The 20,665-nt window shown below is 69.3% G+C and carries 19 protein-coding genes; 2 read left to right on the top strand and 17 right to left on the bottom strand.

Annotated features, from left to right (window positions below; genetic code table 11):
- Positions 1 to 74 precede the first annotated feature (74 nt).
- Positions 75 to 422, top strand: coding sequence for a zinc ribbon domain-containing protein YjdM (locus K8638_RS13130; RefSeq protein ID WP_223754835.1), 348 nt, complete (start codon positions 75 to 77; stop codon positions 420 to 422).
- A 14-nt stretch (positions 423 to 436) separates the two neighbouring features.
- Here K8638_RS13130 and K8638_RS13125 read toward each other — a convergent pair whose 3' ends face one another.
- The 17 genes from K8638_RS13125 to K8638_RS13045 all read right to left on the bottom strand — a co-directional run bounded on the left by K8638_RS13125 (position 437) and on the right by K8638_RS13045 (position 18,256).
- Positions 437 to 1,531: an alpha/beta fold hydrolase gene (locus K8638_RS13125; RefSeq protein WP_223754834.1), complete on the bottom strand. Its 1,095-nt coding sequence runs from the start codon at positions 1,529 to 1,531 to the stop codon at positions 437 to 439.
- Between the two features lie 55 nt (positions 1,532 to 1,586).
- Complete coding sequence (locus K8638_RS13120) at positions 1,587 to 2,408, bottom strand: DedA family protein (RefSeq protein ID WP_223754833.1); 822 nt, start codon at positions 2,406 to 2,408, stop codon at positions 1,587 to 1,589.
- Between the two features lie 16 nt (positions 2,409 to 2,424).
- Entirely contained in the window at positions 2,425 to 3,444 is a 1,020-nt protein-coding gene (locus tag K8638_RS13115) for a hypothetical protein (protein ID WP_223754832.1), read from the bottom strand.
- 28 nt (positions 3,445 to 3,472) lie between these two features.
- Positions 3,473 to 3,943, bottom strand: coding sequence for a cyclic nucleotide-binding domain-containing protein (locus K8638_RS13110; protein WP_223754831.1), 471 nt, complete (start codon positions 3,941 to 3,943; stop codon positions 3,473 to 3,475).
- Positions 3,944 to 3,980: 37 nt separating this feature from the next.
- On the bottom strand, positions 3,981 to 4,496 hold the full coding sequence (locus tag K8638_RS13105; RefSeq protein WP_223754830.1) for a gamma carbonic anhydrase family protein: 516 nt from the start codon (positions 4,494 to 4,496) through the stop codon (positions 3,981 to 3,983).
- A gap of 43 nt (positions 4,497 to 4,539) precedes the next feature.
- The gene (gene miaB / locus K8638_RS13100; protein ID WP_223754829.1) at positions 4,540 to 5,928 is read right to left on the bottom strand and encodes a tRNA (N6-isopentenyl adenosine(37)-C2)-methylthiotransferase MiaB; all 1,389 of its coding nucleotides are present in this window, start codon (positions 5,926 to 5,928) and stop codon (positions 4,540 to 4,542) included.
- A gap of 73 nt (positions 5,929 to 6,001) precedes the next feature.
- Entirely contained in the window at positions 6,002 to 6,523 is a 522-nt protein-coding gene (locus tag K8638_RS13095) for a hypothetical protein (RefSeq protein WP_223754828.1), read from the bottom strand.
- 88 nt (positions 6,524 to 6,611) lie between these two features.
- Complete coding sequence (locus K8638_RS13090) at positions 6,612 to 7,097, bottom strand: hypothetical protein (protein ID WP_223754827.1); 486 nt, start codon at positions 7,095 to 7,097, stop codon at positions 6,612 to 6,614.
- Positions 7,098 to 7,225: 128 nt separating this feature from the next.
- Entirely contained in the window at positions 7,226 to 7,420 is a 195-nt protein-coding gene (locus K8638_RS13085) for a hypothetical protein (protein WP_223754826.1), read from the bottom strand.
- A 330-nt stretch (positions 7,421 to 7,750) separates the two neighbouring features.
- On the bottom strand, positions 7,751 to 9,148 hold the full coding sequence (locus K8638_RS13080; RefSeq protein WP_223754825.1) for a VWA domain-containing protein: 1,398 nt from the start codon (positions 9,146 to 9,148) through the stop codon (positions 7,751 to 7,753).
- On the bottom strand, positions 9,148 to 10,461 hold the full coding sequence (locus K8638_RS13075) for a class I SAM-dependent RNA methyltransferase (protein WP_223754824.1): 1,314 nt from the start codon (positions 10,459 to 10,461) through the stop codon (positions 9,148 to 9,150). Before K8638_RS13075 ends, K8638_RS13080 begins: the two co-directional genes overlap by 1 nt.
- A 37-nt stretch (positions 10,462 to 10,498) precedes the next feature.
- Positions 10,499 to 10,894 (bottom strand): TIGR02266 family protein, encoded by a 396-nt coding sequence (locus K8638_RS13070; protein WP_223754823.1) that lies wholly within the window; start codon positions 10,892 to 10,894, stop codon positions 10,499 to 10,501.
- Between the two features lie 63 nt (positions 10,895 to 10,957).
- Entirely contained in the window at positions 10,958 to 11,614 is a 657-nt protein-coding gene (locus tag K8638_RS13065; protein WP_223754822.1) for a CoA transferase subunit B, read from the bottom strand.
- Positions 11,615 to 11,621: 7 nt separating this feature from the next.
- Positions 11,622 to 12,320, bottom strand: coding sequence for a CoA transferase subunit A (locus K8638_RS13060; protein WP_223754821.1), 699 nt, complete (start codon positions 12,318 to 12,320; stop codon positions 11,622 to 11,624).
- A gap of 78 nt (positions 12,321 to 12,398) precedes the next feature.
- Complete coding sequence (locus K8638_RS13055) at positions 12,399 to 13,580, bottom strand: acetyl-CoA C-acetyltransferase (RefSeq protein ID WP_223754820.1); 1,182 nt, start codon at positions 13,578 to 13,580, stop codon at positions 12,399 to 12,401.
- A gap of 239 nt (positions 13,581 to 13,819) precedes the next feature.
- Positions 13,820 to 16,231: a WD40 repeat domain-containing protein gene (locus tag K8638_RS13050; RefSeq protein WP_223754819.1), complete on the bottom strand. Its 2,412-nt coding sequence runs from the start codon at positions 16,229 to 16,231 to the stop codon at positions 13,820 to 13,822.
- Between the two features lie 312 nt (positions 16,232 to 16,543).
- Positions 16,544 to 18,256 (bottom strand): 30S ribosomal protein S1, encoded by a 1,713-nt coding sequence (locus tag K8638_RS13045; protein WP_223754818.1) that lies wholly within the window; start codon positions 18,254 to 18,256, stop codon positions 16,544 to 16,546.
- A 717-nt stretch (positions 18,257 to 18,973) separates the two neighbouring features.
- On the opposite strand from K8638_RS13045, the gene K8638_RS13040 reads away from it, so the two are divergent.
- The gene (locus K8638_RS13040; RefSeq protein WP_223754817.1) at positions 18,974 to 20,632 is read left to right on the top strand and encodes a CocE/NonD family hydrolase; all 1,659 of its coding nucleotides are present in this window, start codon (positions 18,974 to 18,976) and stop codon (positions 20,630 to 20,632) included.
- Positions 20,633 to 20,665 lie beyond the last annotated feature (33 nt).

Here is a 20,665-nt window from a genome sequence, read left to right as displayed (position 1 = left end):
GCCCCAACCCGTCCCTTCAACAGGGCTCCGTCTTCTGTATAAGCCAGTCCGTCCCCTACGAATCCGGATTGACCATGAGCACCCTGCCCCCCTGTCCGAAATGCAATTCCGCGTACACCTATGAAGACGGCAGCCTCTTCGTGTGCCCGGAATGCGCGCATGAGTGGTCGAAAGACGCGGCCGCCGCCCCCGCGGGCGGTGAAGAGAAGCGCGAGGTGCGCGACGCCTACGGCAACCTGCTGCAGGACGGCGACAGCGTCACCGTCATCAAGGACCTGAAGGTCAAGGGCTCGTCGACGGTCGTCAAGGTCGGCACCAAGGTCCGGAACATCCGCCTCGTCGACGGAGATCACGACATCGACTGCAAGATCGACGGCATCGGCGCGATGGGGCTCAAGTCGGAGTTCGTGAAGAAGGCGTAGGCGAGACCGCCGGTCTACCGCGCGGTCCGTGCCGGGCCGGCCGGCGCCGGAGTGGCGAGGAAGCGGGTGACCTCCTCGAGGAAGAGGCCCCGCCCCCGCTCCGGCCGATCCAGGTGCACGAAGTGGGTCGCCTCGGGAATCGTGACGGCCTTCACCTCGGCGGCATGGGCCAGGTGCGCCTGGAGCCGGGTGACATCCTCGGGCCGGCTCCAGAAGTCCTTCTCGGCGCGCAGGATGAGGACGCGCGAGGTGATGGACGCCGCATCCCAGAGCTGCCGCCCGATGGCGAGGTAGAAGCTGTCCTCCAGCGCGCCGGAGGGGGCGCGAAGGGCCGGCGGAGTCCGCGAGGCCGACATCGGGTCGCTCGCGAGCGCCTCGCGCTGGTAGGCCTCTGCCACCGCGGGGAAGCGCCACTGCGCCTTGTCTTCCATGGGAATGGACCGGTCCCACCCACCGACGAGCGAGGCCGACGTGCTCCAGCGGTAGGCCTCCACCGCCTCTGCGTTGAAGCGCCCCGGGCGCTTCGGGTCCTCGTACTCCGTGCCGTGGCCGAGCATCTTGTGCTCGGTGCTCCCGGCATACAGCGTGTTGAGGGCGACCAGGTGGCTGACCTCTTCGGGGTGGAGGCTGGCGTACATTCCCGCCCAGTGGCCACCGGTGGCCCAGCCGAGGATGGCGACCTGGGGCCGGCGGGTTCGCTTCTTCACCCAGCCCACCACCGCGTGCACGTCGCGGACGACCTCGTGAGACGTGACGAGTGGACGGCCCGCGGCGGGCCCGCTCATGGCCTTGGGGCGGGTGGAGCCGCCGTAGCCACGCGCATCCATGACGTAGACGGCATGCCCCGCGCGCGCGAGGTCCGCCGCGAGCGAGCCGCCCTCGACGGGCAGGTCGAAGGAAGCCCGGCCCGGGACTCGCCCGCCATGAAGGAGGATGACGGGCGGAAGCCCCGGCACCTGCTTGCCGGTGTCACGCACCTCGCGGACGGAGAGCTCGATGCCCGGCTCCGCGGGCACCCGGAAGTCCCCGCGCGTCACCGCGGCGCCCGCGTCGGCCGCGAGCAGGGCTCCCATCAGGAGCAGGGTCCGAACGGCATGTTGGATGTCCATCAACGCCTCCGCGCGTGAGTCGCGGAGGATACTGACACCAGGCCGCGGCGCGGGCCTACGTCTTCTGCAGCTCGCGAACGGGCTCGGCAGCGGCAACCTTCTCCGGGGCGGAAGCCGTGGAGCCCACCTCGAACAGGGGCTCGCCGACGCCCGTCACGGTGTTCCGCAGGGACGGAGTCACGCTCTCCTGGACGCGGGCAGCCACGGGGAGGGGCTCCGCCATGGAGGGAGTGTGCGTGGCATCCGCGTACCGGACCTGGACCTGCTTGCGCTTGCGGCGCCACAGGAGGTAGCCGGTGACGGCCACCGCCAGCACGCCCATGACCACGTACTGGCCTTCCTTGAACTTGCTGATGAGCATGTCCAGCTCACCGCCGAAGTGGAAGCCGAGCCAGATGAAGACGGGCGCGGACAGCAGCGCGGCCAGGCCGTCCCAGAAGATGAAGCGCCAGTAGGACATGTGCACGGAGCCCGCGGTGAAGTACGTCACCGCGCGCACGCCGGGCATGAAGCGGGCGATGCAGACGATCTTCTGCCCGTGCTTCTCGAACAGCCCTTCCACCTTGGCGCGTTTCTCGGCCGTGACGATGCGGGCGAAGAAGCCCCCGCGCGTGTCGGAGCCACGGCCCAGCTTCGCGCCCAGCCGGCGGCCGGCGAGGTAGATGAGGCTGTCACCAACGAGGATGCCGGCGAAGCCCACCACCATCATCACCGGCAGGCTGGCCGCGCCCTTGTGCGCGAGGAAGCCGCCCAGGATGAGCGAGATGTCCTCGGGAAGCGGAACGCCGAGACCACAGGCCACCAGGATTCCGAAAACGGTGGCATAGGCGAAGAAGCCCTGTGAATCGCCAAGCAGGTGGGTGAGGAGTTCTTGCACGCGTTGTCCCGTCCGTTCACTTCCGGAGGGCCGCGCCGGGGGTGACCCGGGCCAGCCCATCCAGCGCCCAGGCTTCAACCGGGCGCGAGTCGTCAAAACTCCGGGCCAGGGCCTTCAATCCGAAGTAGCCCTGCCGGCCAGCCGCCTCGTAGGCCGCTTCCTGCGCACCCGTCGCCAGCAACGCCAGCGCCCGGCTCAGCAGTGCGACCCCGTATTCCCCCACCGTCGCCTCCCCCGCCCCCGCTACCCGGGCCTCGCGCAGCGCCGCCGCCCCGCCCGCCCACCTGCTCTCCAAGCGCGTCCCCATCCGGGACGAAAGCACCGCACGCGCGAACTCCCGGACCACCGGCTCCATTTCGGGCCGCCGGGTCGCAGGTCCCACCACCAGCACCCACCCTCGCCCCGTCTCCACCCGCCGGATGCTGCCCTCCACGTCGAGCAGATTAACCACCACCTGCAAGACGGGCTCGCCTTCTGGCAGGCCCAGAAGTCGCGCGGCCTGTTGAAGGGGCGCATCCAGCAGCGGCAGCCATGCGCGCTGTTCCGCGCGGTACAGGTCCAGCGTGCCGGCGCGAAGGTCCGCCACCGGCCACTCCGCCTCCACCCGCTCCAGCAGCGCCTCCAGCCCGTCCAGACTCCGGGCGGCCCCGGGCGCCTCGGGCCCTCCCAGCAGCCGCGCCAGGTAGGCCTCCACCGGCACGGGGTGGGCGTCGAAGTAGGCCTGGGCCCGGGCCAGCACGGCCGGGGACGCCGTCACCAGGGCGTCACGCACGCGCGTCCGGGCCGGTCCGTAGCTGAAGGCGGGCACCGGGTGCTCCCGGTACCTCACGCCCGCGTCGTACCCCAGGCGGTTCAGCAGCGCGAACAGGGTGAAGACGCGGACATCAGCCCGAACCTCCAGGCCACCGGCCGTGTACACGCTGGAAAACCAGTCCTCCGCCGGGGCAACCGTCACGGGAGTGGACATCCGCGCCTGTGCATGCACGGCCCCGGAGGCCCCGAGCAAGGTGAGGATGACCAGGAGGGAGGCACGCATTCGCGCGCCGGAAGCTACCACGGGCCCGTCAGGCGGCCGGGGCCTTTCCGACGAGCGTGCGCAGCATGTCCCGGTTGTCGCGCGCCTTCTGCCCGAAGTGGCTGACGATGCCCATCAGCAGCTTCACACACGCCTGTGGCTTCGAAGCCAGGAGCTTCTGGAAATCCGAGGCGCGAATCTCAAGAGCCGAGACGTCGGTGACGGCGGTGGCGGTGCAGAGCCGCTCACCCTTCTGGACGAGGGCCAGCTCGCCCAGGGGCTCGCCCGCGCCCACCTCGCCCAGGGCCACGTCCTCGCCCGAGGCGCTCTTCGCGCTCAGGCGCACGGTGCCCTCGCCGACGATGATGAGCGACTCGCCCGTCTTGCCCTCGACGAAGAGGGCCGAGCCCTTGGGGAACGCCCGGGGCACCGCCACGCCGGCGAAGATCTGGATGCCGGTGTCGGTGAAACCCTTGAAAATCGGGCACGCCTTGAGGGTGTTCGCGGGCACGAGAGCCATGCGGGACCTCCTAACACGGGGAGCGCGAGCCCGCGAGTCAGCGGCTGGCGCGGTGCTCCGCGGCGAGGTGCACGTAGCCCTCGGCGGACTTGCGGAGGAACGCCCGCTCCTCCTCGGTAATGGGCCGCTTCACCTTGCCGGGCGAGCCCACCACCAGGGAGCCCGGCGGCACCTTCGTCCCGGGTGTGAGCAACGCCCCGGCGCCGATGATGCACTCGTCCCCCACCTCGACGCCGTCCATGAGGACGGCGCCCATGCCCACCAGCACCCGGTTGCCCACCGTGCAGCCGTGGAGGATGACGCGGTGGCCCACGGTGACGTCATCCCCCACGTGGGTGGGGTGCGTCTTGCTGGTGACGTGGACCACGGTGAGGTCCTGGATGTTGGTGCGCCGGCCGATGCGGATGGGGTTGACGTCCCCGCGCAGCACGGCGTTGAACCAGACGGAGGAGTCCTCCCCCAGCTCCACATCACCCACGACCTGGGCGGAGTCCTCCACGAAGCAGCTCGGATGGACGTGGGGGGACACCCCGCGGAACGGCCTCAACGCCATGGCGGAACCTCCTGCGCGACGACGGGACGGCGGAGGCGGCGGACTACGCCTCCGCGACGACGTGGAAGGGCGAGGTGGCGGGAGCCACGGGCAGCGGCTCCACGGTGGGCAGCGACAGCACGGACACCTGATTCCCGGCGAGCTGGTTGGGCGTGGCGCGCTCCACCTTCACCTTGACGATGGCGCCCGCGGGGGCGTCCCCATCGAAGTTGACGGTGCGGTTCTCCGGCGTGCGGCCGAAGCGCTTCGAGGCGTCGTAGCGCGAGTGGCCCTCCACCAGCACCTCCACCTCCGAGCCCACCAGCTCCGCGGTGATCTCCCCGCTGATCTTCCGCTGCAGCTTCTGCAAGCGCTCCAGGCGGGCGATCTTCACCTCGTGCGGCACGGGGCCCCACTCGTTCTCCCGCAGGGCCGCGCCCGTCTTGGGACGGGGGCTGAAGACGAAGGAGAACTGGTTGTCGTAGCGGACCTGCTCGGTCAGCTTCATCGTCATCTCGAAGTCCTCCTCGGTCTCCCCGGGGAAGCCCACGATGATGTCGGTGGTGACGGCGATGCCCGGCCGCGCCTGGCGCAGCTTCTCCAGCCGCTCCAGGTACTGCACCACGGTGTAGTCGCGGCGCATCATCTTCAGGATGCGGTCGCTGCCGCACTGCACGGGCAGGTGGAAGTGCGGAGCAATCTTGGGCTGGATGCGGAACGCCTCGATCAGCTCGTCGGACAGGTCATGCGGGTGGCTGGTGGTGAAGCGCACGCGCTCGATGCCCGGCACCTCCGCGGTGCGCAGCAGGAGCTGCGCGAAGGAGATGCCGCCCGCGTACGAGTTCACGTTCTGGCCGATGAGCGTCACCTCGCGCACGCCCACCTTCGCCAGGTCGGCGACCTCCACGAGCACGTCCGGGAAGGCGCGGCTGACCTCGCGGCCGCGGGTGTGGGGGACGACGCAGAACGAGCAGACGTTGTCGCAGCCCTTCATCACCGTGACGAACTCGGTGACCTTGCCGCGGGACGTCTCCGGGTCCGCGCGGGGGAAGACGTACTCCTCCGAGTGGACGAAGGCGGTCTCCACCACGCGCGCGCGGTCCTCGGCGACGCGGCCGATGATGTCCGGGAGCTTCGCGATGTTGTCGGGGCCGAAGACGAAGTCCAGGTACGGCACCTTCTTGAGGAGCCGGTCCTTCTCCTGCTGCGCCACGCACCCGCCCACGCCGATGAGCGCGCCACGGCTGGCCTTCACCGGCTTGTAGCGCCCCAGGGCGGACAGCATCTTGTCCTCGGCCTTCTCGCGGATGGCGCAGGTGTTGAGGATGATGAGGTCCGCGTTCTCGGGCACCGGGGTCGGCTCGTAGGACATCTTCGCCAGCACCTCGCTCATGCGGAGCGAGTCGTTGACGTTCATCTGGCAGCCGAAGGTGTGGATGAAGTAGCGCTTCATGGGAGAACCCTGAGTAAGAACGTGCCCTTATGCGATGGCCGGGCGCGGAATGCAACCCGACGGACGGCCCGGCTCATCCCCGGCTGAGCAGCCGCGTCAGGCGGGTGTGGAGGTCCACCAGCTCCGCCTCTCGGGCGCGCAGGAGGGCCAGGGTGTCCGCCCCGTACTTCCGGGCCAGGGCCTCGGTGGCGGACTCCTGCTTCGTCAGTTCCTCGCGGATCTTCTCGCGCAGCTCCTCCACCTGGGGCCCCGTCTGGCCCTCGAGCTGGCGGAGCTTGTCCTGGAGCTTCTGGGTGGCCCAGCGCCGTCCGCTGAAGGCGCGAAGGATGGCGGTGCCCTGCTCCGCCTTCTTGGAGTCCAGCCCGGAGACCGTCAGGGCCTCGTTGTGGGCGCGGACGAGTGCCTCCGCCCCCTGCCCCGCCTCGGCGTGGGCGAGGTAGGTGCGCTGGTAGCGGACCAGGGTGTCGAGCAGGGGCCCGTCCACCGGCAGGTACGCCATGCGGAGGGTGCGGTCGTCGGCGGCGTCCAACTGGGTGGAGCGCTCGAAGTTGGGGATGTCCTGGTAGCCCGCGTCGTCAAAGAGGGAGGGTGCCATGGGATTTTCTCTCGCTTCTAACAGCCTCGGAGGGGCGGTTGTAGCGCGTAGCGGCGGGGATGTGCCGCCCAGACAGCCGAGGCTGGCCTCAAGGCAGGTTGGCGAGGTCGTCCGTAAAGAAGGCGTCAAGGAGTGTCGGTGGCGGATCCGAGCTGAGGTAGTTGAGCTGCCCGATACGGAGGCCCTCCAGGGGTACCTTCGCGAGCTCCAACGGAAACGGACGGCAGTCGGTCATGCGTTCGACCTCGCGTCCCAACACATCGGCCAAGGGCTTGTCCTCGCTCCGTGGCTCCAGGAACAACATGGGGCGTGAAAAGCGGCGATTGGGAAGCCAGAGCTGCGTCGTCACGTAGACGAGGTAGAGCGGGGCCAGGACGCTGACAGCTACGGCCCAGCGGGTGACTCGCCTGTTCCCGTCGGGCTGAGGCTCCGTCTTGAAGAGCTGGCAGCGCAGGCAGGCGGAAACGAACGGCTGTGTCCCACCACCGACGGAGTGCTCCGGAAAGGCTGTCCGGAGCTGCCCCACGAACAGCCCCCACTCCTTCCAATCGAGTGCCCTCTCCCATGCGGCCATGAAGCGTTGGTGCTCGGGCGTGCGCTGATGGGCAGGGATGGACTCGCTTGCGTCATCCTCCTCCGGTGGAAACCCGCGTGGGTAGTACTGTTGAGCACAGCGAACGAGTTCCTCTTGAGTCAGACCAGTCATCGCTTGGGGTCCACGGGAATGTCGAAATGTGCGATCTCGATTCCGCGGGTGCGACACTCCGACACCCGGGCGCCGGCAATCTCCTCCTTGAGGATTCGCTCGTAGCGGCTTTTGAAATGGATGCAGTGCACGGCGATCATCTCCCCTGGCCGAGCTTCAGCCAGGACATCGTGCGCAGCACGGTTCGCCATCTCTGCGGATATCCACCGTGCTTCATTCAGGGAGATATCTCCCTGTGGCCCATTGCGCAGCGGCAGACCCACCTCGAACTTGCAGACATCCGTGGCGCCTGAGTCGCCTTCGGTAATCCGTGCGCTGATGCAGACAGCTCTCCACCCATCAGGCATCGACCTGCTGTCTACCGCGACAACCGTCCTGAACCGGAAATGCGCAGGGGTGATCCGTCCGGTGACGGGATTGCGCCCATGCGCACAACCGCCCAGTCCCCAGCAGGTCCACAGGACGGCGACGAATCCGACCCGTCGTCTCCACTGAGCGCCGAGTCGGGCCACTTCCCCACCTCACACCGGCACGAGCTGATCCGCGATGCGCGCCAGGTCCGACACGGAGTTGACGACCACGGCCTGGTGGCAGTGCTTCTCGTAGGTGAGCATCTCGCTGTCGCCGATGCCCCAGTTGCCGCGCTCCTCGGGGCAGATCCACAGCAGGCGCTTGGCCTTGCGGCGCAGGTCCTTCAGCGCCCACGCGTTGTTCGCGTTGTAGTTGTTCCGCCCGTCGCCAATGATCATCACCGTGGTGCGCCGGGTGATGCTGCCCAGGTGGTCTCGGGTGAAGTCCGCCAGCGCGCGGCCGTAGTTCGAGTTCGCGCTCAGGGAGACCGTCTTCCCCGCCGTGGCCATGTCGATGGCCTCGTCCACGTCCAGGTCCTTGAAGTACCGCGTCACCTCGCCCACGTCGGACACGAAGACGAAGGAGCGCACACGCACGAACAGTGACTGCATCGTGTGCATGAACAGCATCATCATCCGCGACGCGTTCCGCACCGAGTCGGACACGTCACACAGCACCACCAGCTCCGGGCGCTCGGGCCGGCGGCGGCGGAACTGCGGCACCATGGGCACCCCACCCCACGGCATGTTCCGGCGCAGGGTGCGGCGCACGTTGAGGGCGCCCCGGCGGTACGAGCGCTGCTTGCGAATCATCCGGCTGCGCAGCTTCTCCGCCAGCGTGCGGACGGCGGACTCCATCTGGTCCACCTCCGCCTGGGTGAGCAGGTGCAGCGGCTTGTCCTGCACCGTGTCCGTGCGGCGGCGGATGCGGGCCTCGGCCTGGCGCTTCACCTCCTGGCGCGCGGCGTCCTCAATCTTCCGCATCGCGTCCGCCACGTGGCGCGAGACGATCTCCACGCCCTCCGGATTGAGCCCCCGGGAGCGCAGCTCGTCCTCCAGGGACTTCATGTCCGAACGGGCCTTGTCCATGCCCGCCGCCGCCAGCATGCGCCGCGAGAAGAAACCCGCCTGCAACGGGCTCTCCAGCTGCGACAGGTCGAGCTGGAGCGAGGCCATCCGGAAGATCTGCGCCAGCTTCGCCCGGTCCCCTTCGAGGATGGCCTGGGCCAGCGGCGACATCTCCGGCAGGAGCTGATTCATCTGGATGATGACCATCTTCAGCAGGTCGCCCTCCAGGTACCCCTCTTCCTTGAGCTGGTCCGCCAGCGACTTGTCGATGGCCTCGAACGTCTTCGCCGCGCCGGAGAAGTAGAAATCGAACGCGCGGTTGAAGGTGTCCACGTCCAGCTCGCGCTTCACCAGGGTGGTGCGAAGCACGGAGCGGAACAGGCCCCGGTCCTTCAGCCCCACCTCGGCGGTGGCGCGCAGGGCGTCCTGGACCTCGGACGTGCTGACGCGCACGCCGTTCTGACGGAGCACTTCGGCGAACTCGACGATGCGGGCGTCCATCAGCGCTTCCCCTCCCCCTCGGCCATGCGCTCGAAGGACATGACGGCCTCCACGTGGTGCGTCTGGGGGAACATGTCCACCACCTGCAAGGCCAGGGGCTTGTAGCCCGCCTCCACCAGCCCCGCCGCGTCGCGGGCCAGCGAGGCCGGGTCGCACGCCACGTACACCACCCGGCGCACGCCCAGGGCCGTCATCCACTTCGCCAGTCCCGGGGCCCCCGTGCGCGGCGGGTCCGCCAGGCACACGTCGAACTTCCGCCCCTCGGCCACCAGCCCGTCGCACGCCTTGCGCGCGTCGCCCTGGATGAAGCGCACGTTGGCCACTCCACCCTCGCGAGCACTCCGCTGCGCCAGCTCCACGCCCACCGGCGACGACTCCACGCCCAGCACGGACGCCGCGCCCGCTGCCAGGGGAAAGGTGAAGTTCCCATTCCCCGAGTACAGCTCCAGCACGGAGTCACCGTCCCGCGCGCCCAGCTCGTACACGGCCGCCGTGACGAGCCCGACGTTGGCCTCCGCGTGTGCCTGGGCGAACGCATCCGGCCGCAGGTACAGCGGCACCTCCGGCCGCAGCGGCGAGTACGAGCGCAGCGCCGGCTTCCCCAGCACGCGCGGTGAGCCCTCCTTCGGCACCAGCACCGCGCCCTCCAGCCGCAGCGAGCGCACCGCGGCCTCCGCCGCCTCCACGTGCCGCGCCGTCACCGGCCCGTTCAGGTTCACCGCGAAGGCCGCCTTGTCCCCTTCCGCCAGCAGGAGCACCTCCTCGGTGTCCTTCGCCAGCGGCTTGAGCAGCGGCGCCAGCTTCCCGGGCAGCGCCGCCAGCACGGGCGTCAGCGCGCCACACTCGGACACGGGGACGCGCTCGTGGCTGCGCCGCCCGAAGTACCCCAGCGTCCCCTTGCCCGTCGGGTGCAGCACCGCGCGGCGCCGGTAGCCCCAATCCCGGGGTGCCACCAGCAGCGGGCGTACCGTGAAGGACTCCCTCGGCAGGTGGCCCAGGTGCTCCAGGGTGGAGAGGACGATCTCCTGCTTCGCGGCGCGCTGGGCGGGCTCGGACAGCCCCAGCCAGTCACAGCCGCCGCACTCGCCGGCCGAGGGGCACTTCTCCGGACGCCGGTCCGGGCCTGGAGCCACCACCTGCCGCAGCAGCCCACGCAGGACGCGGCCCTGGGCCTCCAGGTGCACGCGCACGGTGTCGCCGGGGAAGGCGCCCGGGATGAAGACGGTGCGCCCCAGCCAGGAGGCCACGCCCTCGCCGAGCTGGCCCAGGCGCTCGATGGTCAGTTGAACAGGAGTCTCGGGTAGCGGCTGCATTCAGGGGCTCGACGGGCGGCGCCCCAGGCAGCCGCCCCTACTTCCGGGTCATCGCGACCGGCTCTTCCGGGGGGAACTCCGCGCGCAGGCGCTCCACGAATTCCCCGATGCGCGACCGCTTCTCGTCATCAACGTCCAGGAACTCCACGGCCATCCCCGGGGACTGGTTCGCCACGGGCGTGCCGAGCGCATTGGTGCGAGTCACCCGGCCCTTCAGCTCCACCGGGAAGTGCGCTCCGGGCAGCGTCACCAGCAGCCGCACCACCGTGTCCACCGGCAGCGGCTTGTCGGTGTTGATGTAGAGGCCGCCGCGCGACAGGTTGACGGCCCAGTCCGTCACGAAGCCGGACACGCTGCTGTAGGCCACGGGCAGCTCATACTCCACGCGGGGTGCGCGGTCGCTCGGGCCCTGCTTCTCCGGAGTGTCAGCCATGGATGGGGGCTCCCCCGCGGACCATCAACAGCGCCCGCGAGGGCACACCCTAGCCGCGTGCGCTCAGAATTTCATCTCGCGCACGTCCGGAGCCACCTTCAGCTTCGGCTCCGTCAGCTTCTGCACCAGCTCCACCGTCACCCCGGGGGCCAGCTCGCGCAGCACCAGCCCCTCGGGCGTCACGTCGATGTACGCGTGGTCCGTGACGATGTGCTGCACGCACTTCAGGCCCGTCAGCGGCAGCGAGCACTTCTTGAGGATCTTCGGCTGGCCATCCTTGTTGGCGTGCTCCATGGCCACGTAGATGCGCTTGGCACCCACCGCGAGGTCCATGGCGCCGCCCATCCCCTTCACCATCTTCCCGGGGATCATCCAGTTGGCCAGGTCGCCCTCCTCGCTCACCTCCATGGCGCCGAGCACGGCCATGTCGATGTGGCCGCCGCGAATCATCCCGAAGGACAGCGCGGAGTCGAAGAACGCGGCACCCTTCACCGTCGTCACCGTCTCCTTGCCCGCGTTGATGAGGTCCGGGTCCTCCTGCCCCGCGAGGGGATAGGGCCCGATGCCCAGCAGGCCGTTCTCCGACTGGAGCACCACCTCCACGCCGGCCGGGATGTAGTTGGGGACCAGGGTGGGGATGCCGATGCCCAGGTTGACGTAGTAGCCGTCCCGCAGCTCCTGGGCGATGCGCATCGCGATCTGTTCACGAGTCAGTGGCATGGGCTCCTCACGCCTGCTTGCGGACGGTGCGCCGCTCGATCCACTTCTGGAGGTTCTTCGCCTGGACGATGCGGTGCACGAAGATGCTGGGGATGTGCACCTGGTCCGGGTCGATCTCCCCGGGCTGCACGATGTGCTCCGCCTCGACGATGGTCGTCTTGGCGGCCATGCACATCATCGGAGAGAAGTTCCGCGCGGTCTTGTTGAACACCAGGTTGCCCCAGGTGTCCGCCTTCCACGCGTGGATGATGGCGAAGTCCGCCTTCAGCGGCGTCTCCAGCACGTGGAGCCGGCCGTCGATCATCCGCGTCTCCTTGCCCTCGGCCACCTGCGTCCCGGCGCCCGTGGGGGTGAAGAAGCCGCCGATGCCGCAGCCACCGGCGCGGATGCGCTCGGCCAGGGTGCCCTGCGGGTTCAGCTCCACCTCCAGCTCGCCGGAGAGGAACTGCCGCTCGAACTCCTTGTTCTCTCCCACGTAGCTGGACACCATCCTCTTCACCTGCTTGTTCTGGAGCAGGATGCCCAGGCCCAGCTCGGTGGTGCCGCAGTTGTTGGAGATGATGGTGAGGTTCTTCACGCCCTTCCGGTGAAGCGCCTCGATGAGGTTCTCAGGGTTGCCGCACAGCCCGAAGCCGCCGCTCATGAGCGTGCAGCCATCCGGGATGTCGGCGACCGCCTCGTCCGCGTTCGCGTAGACCTTGTTCATCCGCCCTCCCGATATGGAAACGGGGTGAAGGCCCGGGAAGGCCCCCACCCCGCCCCCCTCCCCGTGGGGAGAGGGTGATTACCGCTCCACCATCAGCGCGATGCCCTCGCCGCCGCCGATGCACAGCGACGCGACGCCGCGCTTCTTGCCCAGGTCCTTCATCGTGTGCAGCAGCGTCACCAGCACGCGGGCGCCGGAGGCGCCAATCGGGTGGCCCAGGCACACCGCGCCACCACGCACGTTCACCTTCGACGCGTCCAGCCCGAGGAGGCGGTTGTTGGCGATGGCCACCACCGCGAACGCCTCGTTGATCTCCCACAGGTCCACGTCACCCGCGGAGAGGTTCTTCTTCTTCAGCAGCTTGTTGATGGCGTCCGCCGGGGCGATGGTGAACTCCACCGGCTTGCGCGCCGCCTGGTCATAGCCGGTGATCCGGCCGAGGATGGTGCGGCCCTCCGCCTTGGCGCGCTCCTCGCTCATCAGCACCAGCGCCGCGGCGCCGTCGTTGATGGAGGACGCGTTGGCGGCCGTCACCGTGCCGTCCTTCTTGAAGACGGGCTTCAGGCCCGGAATCTTGTCCGGCTTCGCGTTGCGGGGACCCTCGTCCTCCACCACCGTGACGATGTCCTCCGGCTTCTTGCCGGGGATGTGCACCGGGGTGATCTCCGCGGTGAACAGGCCCTCCTTCTGGGCCTGGATGGCGCGGCGGGTGGACTCCAGCGCGTACTCGTCCTGCTGGGCGCGGCTGATGTTCTGCGACGTGGAGCACTCCTCGGCGCAGTTGCCCATGTGGACGTTGCCGTACACGTCCCAGAGGCCGTCGTGGATCAGCGCGTCCTTGAACTCCACGTTCCCCATGCGGGCGCCGCCGCGCATGGTGTGGCTGAGGTAGGGCGCGTTGCTCATGGACTCCATGCCGCCGGCGACGACGACGTCCGCGTCACCCAGGGCAATGGCCTGGGCGCCGGCGATGACCGCCTTCAGGCCGGAGCCGCACACCTTGTTCAGCGTGGTGGCGGGAACGGTCTCCGGGAGGCCGGCGAAGATGGCCGCCTGGCGGGCGGGCGCCTGGCCCACGCCGGCCTGCAGCACGCAGCCCATGATGATCTCCTGCACGGCCTCCGGCTTCACGCCCGCGCGCTCCAGCGCCGCCTTGATCGCCGTCGCGCCGAGCTGGGGCGCCGTCACCTTGGACAGCGAGCCCTGAAAGGAGCCGATGGGAGTACGGGCCGCGCCCACGATGACGACTTCACGAGCCATGAAAACTGCCTCCGTTGAGGATGAGCGAATGACCTTCGGTAACAACGATGGGGGTCCTTATCACCGGGCGTTCCCCGGAGTTCAAGCGTCCTCGCTCGGCCTCCGGACGGGAGCGTCCACTGACCGCGTCGCGCCGCGCTAGGTGCCATAAGCCCTTGAATACAGAGGGCCTGGAGATGGCCCGGAAGGCCAGCCCCCCGCCCGACCGGTCGGATGGTCCCTCGCGAGCGCGAAGAATCTCAGGGAGTCAGGCGCCAGGTGCTCAGCGCCGCGTCGGAGCCGCCGGTGGTGAGGCTCTGCCCGTCCGCGCGCCACGAGACGGCGTTCACGTCGCCGTCGTGGAAACCGACCACCGCCAACGCAAGGCCGGCATTCACGGCCCAGGTGAAAACGAGGCCGCCCACCCCGCCTCCAGCGATGAGTCGGCCATCCGGGCTCCAGGTGAGCGTGTACGGATCGAGCCCGCCACGCGTCTCTTCGAGCACCTTCCCGGTGAGAAGCTCGTGGACGGACAGGCCAGGCCGGTGCCCGATGGCCAGCCGAGTCCCATCCGGACTGAGGGCCGCGGTCAGCGGCTGGGCATCCACGCCGGACTCCACGATGCGCAGCTCCCCGGTCTGGCTGTCCCAGAGCTCCCAGCGGCTATCGGAGCCCACCGCCACGACGTACCGGCCATCCGGGGTCCATGTCAGGGCCCGCACCGCTCGGTTCCGCTCCGGGAAGCGGAACACCTCGCCCCCCGAGTCCACGTCCCAGACCCGCACCGTCGAGGTGGTGCTGGACGCCGGATTGAATCCCGAGAGGGTCGCCAGCCGCCGGCCATCCGGGCTCAGCGCGACGCCGCGGACCTCGATGGGCAGGGGCTCCTGTCCCGTGGCGAGCTGGATGGGCGCACGGACGAGCGTGCCGTCCTCCACGCGCCACACACAGGCCTGACCATCAACGCCGCCACTGGCGAGCCGGGTGCCGCCACCGTCCCAGGCCAGCGCGCGGATGGCCTTGCCACCGTGCCCCGCCAGCGTGCGCACCGGCGAGCCCTGGCGGTCCCAGAGGCGGATGAGGCCCTCCCTGCCTCCGGAAGCCAGCCGGTCTCCCGACGGGTTCCAGGCCACCGCGTCCACTTCGTAATCATGGGGCAGCAGCTCACGCAGGAGCAGTCCCCGGGTCACCGCGTCCACCGTGAGCACGTCGACCGCGGCGGGCAACGCCTGCACGGCGGCGAGCGCCGGCCTCGAGGGGTGGAAGCGAAGCGCGTGATAGCGCCGCGCGCCGAGGCCGGAAGGGTCTTCCTGGCGGGCCTGCCCCACCACGGCGCCGGTATCCGCCTCCAGCACGGCGAGGCTTCCGGCCATGTCCCCCACCCCGAGCCATCGGCCGTCCGGGCTCCAATCGAGGACCCAGGCCGTGCCCCAGGAGCCGCTCCACGTTGCCTGGAGCTGATGGGTCGCCGTCGCGTACACGCGCACCTCGCGCGTGCCACCCACGACGTAGCGCTTGCCGTCGGGGCTCCACGCGAAGCCCGCCACCTCCGTCAGCAGCGCGTCACGCCGTGCGAGGGAGACGTCGTGGAGCTCCACCCACCACTGCGAGGAGGAGAGCGGGATACCCACCCCCACCGAAATCCGGCTCCCGTCGGGGCTCCACGCCAACCTCCGTGGCTTGCTCACCGTCGACAGGAATGTCCCGGTCGAAGCCCCGGTACCGGCGTTCCACAGGCGCACGGAGGATTCGAGGTCATCCGCGCTGGCGAGCCGTTGCCCATCCGGGCTCCACTCCAGCACGCGCACATTGCCGGTGTGGGCCTTCCACTCCCGCAGGGTGCGCCCCGTCGACGGGTCCAGTAGCGCGATACCTCCCCCCGAGCGACCCACGGCCACGACGTCTCCACGGGGGCTCCAGGCCACCGAATGGAACAGGTGGGGCCAGGCGCTGATCACCCTCATCGCGCGCCCGGTCTCCGCGTCCCAGATGCGCAGCCGGTTTCCCCCGGTACCGGGACTGTCGAGCGCGGCGAGCCGCGTGCCATCGTGGCTCCAGACAGGCGACTCGGGCAGGCGCGCCCCCACTCGCCGCCATGCGTCGGAGGAGGACTCCAGCTCCGGGGCGAACCGCGCGGTGCAGACCTCGATGGAGGCGAGCGTGAAGGTGTAGGGCCCCTCACGTCCCTCACAGCCCACGCCCCACCAGCCGACGAAGCGCCAGCCCTCCTCGGGCGTCGGGGTCAAGGTGAGCTGGCTTCCAGTGTCGAACCAGCCACGGCAGTTGCCCGGGCAGTCGAGCCGCGCGGGCGTGGTCGTCACCCTGCCGCGGCCGAACACCTCGACCAGGACCTCGCTCCGGCCCTCGCCCGGAAGGGGGGGCCGGATGGAGTAGCTCGCCGCCACGGACCAGGGCCCCTCATGCCCCTCCGCATCCACGGCGCGGCAGCGGGCCTGGAAGGCCCCCGCCTGGAAGAAGACCTGGCCCAGTTCGAAGGTGGCCCCGCTGGGGACCGCGTCGAGGAAGTGCGTCACGCCCTCGCCGTCCCCGAAGTCGAACTGATAGGTGAGCGGGCCGCCCTGGGGGTCATCGGCGGCGCAGCGGAACACCAGTTCCTCGCCAGGCTCGGCGTGCGTGCCGTCGACCTCAAGACGGGCCGCGCCTGGAGCCACGGGCTCGGGCGGCGGCTCATCGCCCCCCGAACAGGCTGTGAGCGCGAGCGTCAGGGAGAGGACGAGAAGAGAGCGCCCGGAACGGGCGGAGGCCAGGGACACAGGACGGGTGTACATACGGTTCGTTCCCTCGCGCCCCGGCCCCGGATATGCGCGGGGTGATGACTAACCGCACCACCCGTGGGAAGTCAAAGGCCCCCTCACGGAGTGAGGCACCGCGCAAGCACCTTGCGTCTCCCCGGATACGGCAACGGCCGGGCCCCCTCTCGGGAACCCGGCCGTCTCGCCGTGAGGCGCGTGCTGCTGAAGCGATTACTTCTTCAGCTTGCTCGCCATCACGTCGCCGAGGCGCGCCTTCGAGCCTTCCGCCTGCTTGCGGAGGTACTCGCGGTAGTCCTCGCCCTCGCCGATCAGGGCCTTCATCGACAGCGCCACCTTCCGGTCCGGCGTGTTGATGTCGATGATCTTGACCTCGACCTCCTGGCCCTCGTTCACCACGTCACGCGGGTTCTCGACACGCTCCTCCTTCAGCTCGGAGACGTGGACGAGGCCCTCGATGCCCGGCTCGATCTCCACGAACGCGCCGAAGTCGGTGACCTTGGTGACCTTGCCCTTCACGCGGCTGCCCACCGGCAGGCGCTCGGACAGCGTCTCCCAGGGGTCCGGCTGGAGCTGCTTGATGCCCAGGCTGAAGCGCTCGTTCTCGACGTCGATGTTGAGCACCACCGCCTCGACCTCGTCGCCCTTCTTGAACATCTCGCCCGGGTGCTTGATGCGCTGCGTCCACGAGATGTCGGACACGTGCACCAGGCCGTCCACGCCCTCCTCGACGCCGACGAACACGCCGAAGTCGGTGACGTTGCGGATCTGGCCCTTGATGACGGAGCCGATCGGGTACTTGTCCTCGAGCAGCGTCCAGGGGTTCTGCTCGATCTGCTTCATGCCGAGCGCGATGCGCTTGGCCTTCGGATCGATGTCCAGGACGACGGCCTCCACCTCCTGGCCGACCTCCAGGATCTTGGACGGGTGCTTGAGGCGCTTGGTCCAGGACATCTCGGACACGTGCACGAGGCCCTCGACGCCCTGCTCGATCTCGATGAACGCGCCGTAGTCCGTGATGCTGACCACCTTGCCGCGCACGCGGGTGCCGACCGGGTACTTCTCGTCGGCGCGGTGCCACGGGTCCTCCTGGATCTGCTTGAGGCCCAGGCTGACGCGCTCCTGCGTCGGGTCGAACTTGAGGACGACGACGCGGACCTCGTCACCCACGTTGAACATCTCGCTGGGGTGACCGATGCGGCCCCAGGACATGTCCGTGATGTGGAGCAGGCCGTCGATACCGCCGAGGTCGATGAAGGCGCCGTAGTCGGTGAGGTTCTTGACCACGCCCTTGAGGACCGCACCCTCCTTGAGGTTCTTGAGGGTCTCCTTCTTCATCTCCTCGCGCTGCTTCTCGAGGAGCACCCGGCGCGAAAGCACGATGTTGCCGCGCTTCTTGTTGAACTTGATGACCTTGAACTCGAATTCCTTCGAGATGTACTGGTCCAGGTTCCGCACGGGGCGGATGTCGACCTGGGAGCCAGGGAGGAACGCCTTCACGCCGATGTCGACGGAGAGGCCTCCCTTGACGCGGCCGACGATGGTGCCCTTGACGATCTCGTCGCGCTCACAGGCGGCGCTGATCTCGTCCCAGATGCGCATCTTGTCGGCCTTCTCCTTGGAGAGGACGACCATGCCGGTGTCGTTCTCGCGGCTCTCCAGGAGCACCTCGACGGGGTCGCCGGCCTTGACCGAGACCTCACCGCGAGGATTGGTGAACTCGGAGATCGGGACCTGTCCCTCGGACTTGTAGCCGATGTCGACAATCGCGAAGTCCTTCGTCACCTGGACCACGGTGCCCTTGACGATCTCCCCTTCCTTCAGGATGCCGTCACCACCGCGCTCCTTGAGCGAGGCCTCGAACAGTGCGGCGAAATCCTCGTCGCCTGCGTCCATCCCGACCTGCTGGTTCACGTTCTGCTGCATGTAGAGGAAGTCCTTTGAAACGGTACAGCTGCCCCCTGATTGTGGGTGTACGCTGCGGCCTGCGGGGAGCAACGGGCCGTGACGTTCGTCCTCGTCATGAGGACCAGAAATTTTTGGAAGCCGCGCACCCTAGACACCGGAGATTCCGGGAGTCAAGCCAGCACGTGCTCCTTCTGATGTTGGGTGGATACCCTACATCGGCCCTGTCAAGCCCGCCGCACCTCATCCGCCCGGTAGGACCCCAGGCGGACGGGCACGAGGCCCGGCCGGATGGACCCAACACCTAGGTAAGAACGGGTCTGCCCGCGCGCAGCCCTCCCTTCAAATCCCGACCTGGACTCGACGGAGGCCCGCCCGGTGAGGGGGCTGGCGGAATGGAACTTCCATTCCACCCGTCAGCGGCCCGGGGAGCCCCTTCACCCGGAGGGGAGAAATCCAGCCGAATGCGACAATTTTCCCCCGGCTCCGTTCCGCCTCTGGGTGGAGGCCCGCGAGTCCGGTGACCGGCGTATGTCACGGGGGAGGTGCGCCCGGGGGGGTGGACTGTTCCCGAACGTCGGCGGCCGCGGGCCCCTCCCCCTTTTCCCCTGTCCTCCACCACACGGGCTTCCGCTGGGTTGTGCGGCCCTGCTTCGAGCCTGCTCGACAGGTGCCCGCCCGGGTCCAGAATCACCCGACTTCAACGGATTTCATGCCCTTCCATTGATTCAAGAATCAATGAGCCGCTACGGTACGCGCGCTTCCTGCTCGCCGTCCCCCGAGGTGGCCATGGTGCAGCGCTTCCCCTCACGAGTCCTCCGTCTGTCGTCCCTCCTTGTCGCATTGCTCGTCCCGCTCGCCGGGTCAGCCCTTCCCGTCCGGGCCACGGCCGCGAGTGCCGTGCTGGCCGGGGTGCCGACCACGGGCTTCCGGTTCGTCGACATCACCGCCGGCGACGGCACCGTGCTCAAGGCCAACTACATCTCGCCGACGGCGCCGGGCCCGCACCCGGCCATCGTCTTCATCTCGAGCTGGGGCCTCAACGACCTGGAGTACCTGGCCCAGGCCGGCGCGCTGGCGCAGCGGGGCTACGTCGTCCTCTCCTACACGCCGCGAGGCTTCTGGGCCTCCGGTGGCGGCATCGACACGGCGGGCCCGGCGGACATCGCGGACACCTCGCGCGTCATCGACTGGCTGCTCGCGAACACCCAGGCGGACGGCTCGCGCATCGGGCTCGCGGGTGTCTCGTATGGCGCCGGCATCTCGCTCATCGCCTCGGGGTTCGACTCGCGCGTGAAGGCGGTCGCCGCGCTCTCCGGCTGGACGGACCTGGTGGCCTCGCTGTTCGGCGGGGAGACCCGGCGGCCGCAGGCGGTGGCCCTGCTGGACCTCGCGTCGCGGCTGCTGGGCAGGCCGAGCCCCGAGCTGCGGACGGCCGTCGACAACTACTTCGCCAACCGCGACATCGAGGGCATCAAGGCCTGGGGCCGGGTGCGCTCGGCGGCCACCTACGTCGACCGCATCAACGCGAACGCGCCCGCCATCCTGATGGCCAATGCCTACGGAGACAGCCTCTTCCCGCCCAACCAGCTCACGGACTTCTACAGCCAGCTCACGGGGCCCCGCCGCCTGGAGCTCGCCCCGGGTGACCACGCCGTCGTGGAGGCCACCGGGCTGCTGGGCCTGCCGAACCACGTGTGGACCAGCGTGACGCGCTGGATGGACCAGTACGTCGCGGGCGTGAACACCGGCATCGCCAGCGAGCCTCCCGTGGTGCTTCGCACCTACGACGGCGACGTGGAGGGCTACACGTCCTGGGCCGACGTCTCCTCGGGCACGCAGCGCTACGGGCTGGGCGCCATCCGCCTGCTGGACGGCACCGGCACCCTGGGCGGCACGCCCTCCACCAGTGGCGCGAGGACCGTCTGGGCGGGCTACGACACCACCGCCGACGCGGGTGTGGCGCTGCTGACCAACGGGCTCCAGGCGCTGACCGGCATTCCTCCCACCGTCTGGCTGCCGGGGGTCAACCGCCTCAGCGCCGGAGTCTGGACCTCGGCCTACGCGTCGAGCCCCATCGCCATCCGTGGCGTGGCCACCCTGCGCCTGCGCATCACCCCGTCCACGGCCTCCGGGACTGTCGTCGCCTACCTGTATGACGTCTTCGGCGACTCCGGCGGGCTCATCACCCACGTGCCCCTGAGCTGGCACGGCGCCACGCCCGGCGCGCCGCTGGACCTGGACGTGGTGTTCCCCGCCACGGCCTACGACGTCCCGGCGTGGCACCGGCTCGCGCTCGTCGTCGACACGGAGGACCCGCTCTACCTGGACGCCAACTCCACCGGCGCGCCGCTGTCGCTCGGCGCTCCCTCCTGGCTGGACCTGCCGCTGCGCTGACTGTTGGGGGCGGCGGTGAGCGCGTGCGCACCG

It is taken from the genome of Myxococcus sp. RHSTA-1-4 (assembly GCF_020037125.1).
Lineage (GTDB): Bacteria > Myxococcota > Myxococcia > Myxococcales > Myxococcaceae > Myxococcus.
The sequence above is the reverse complement of the archived record's forward strand: the minus strand, read 5'-3'. Positions and strand labels throughout refer to the sequence as shown.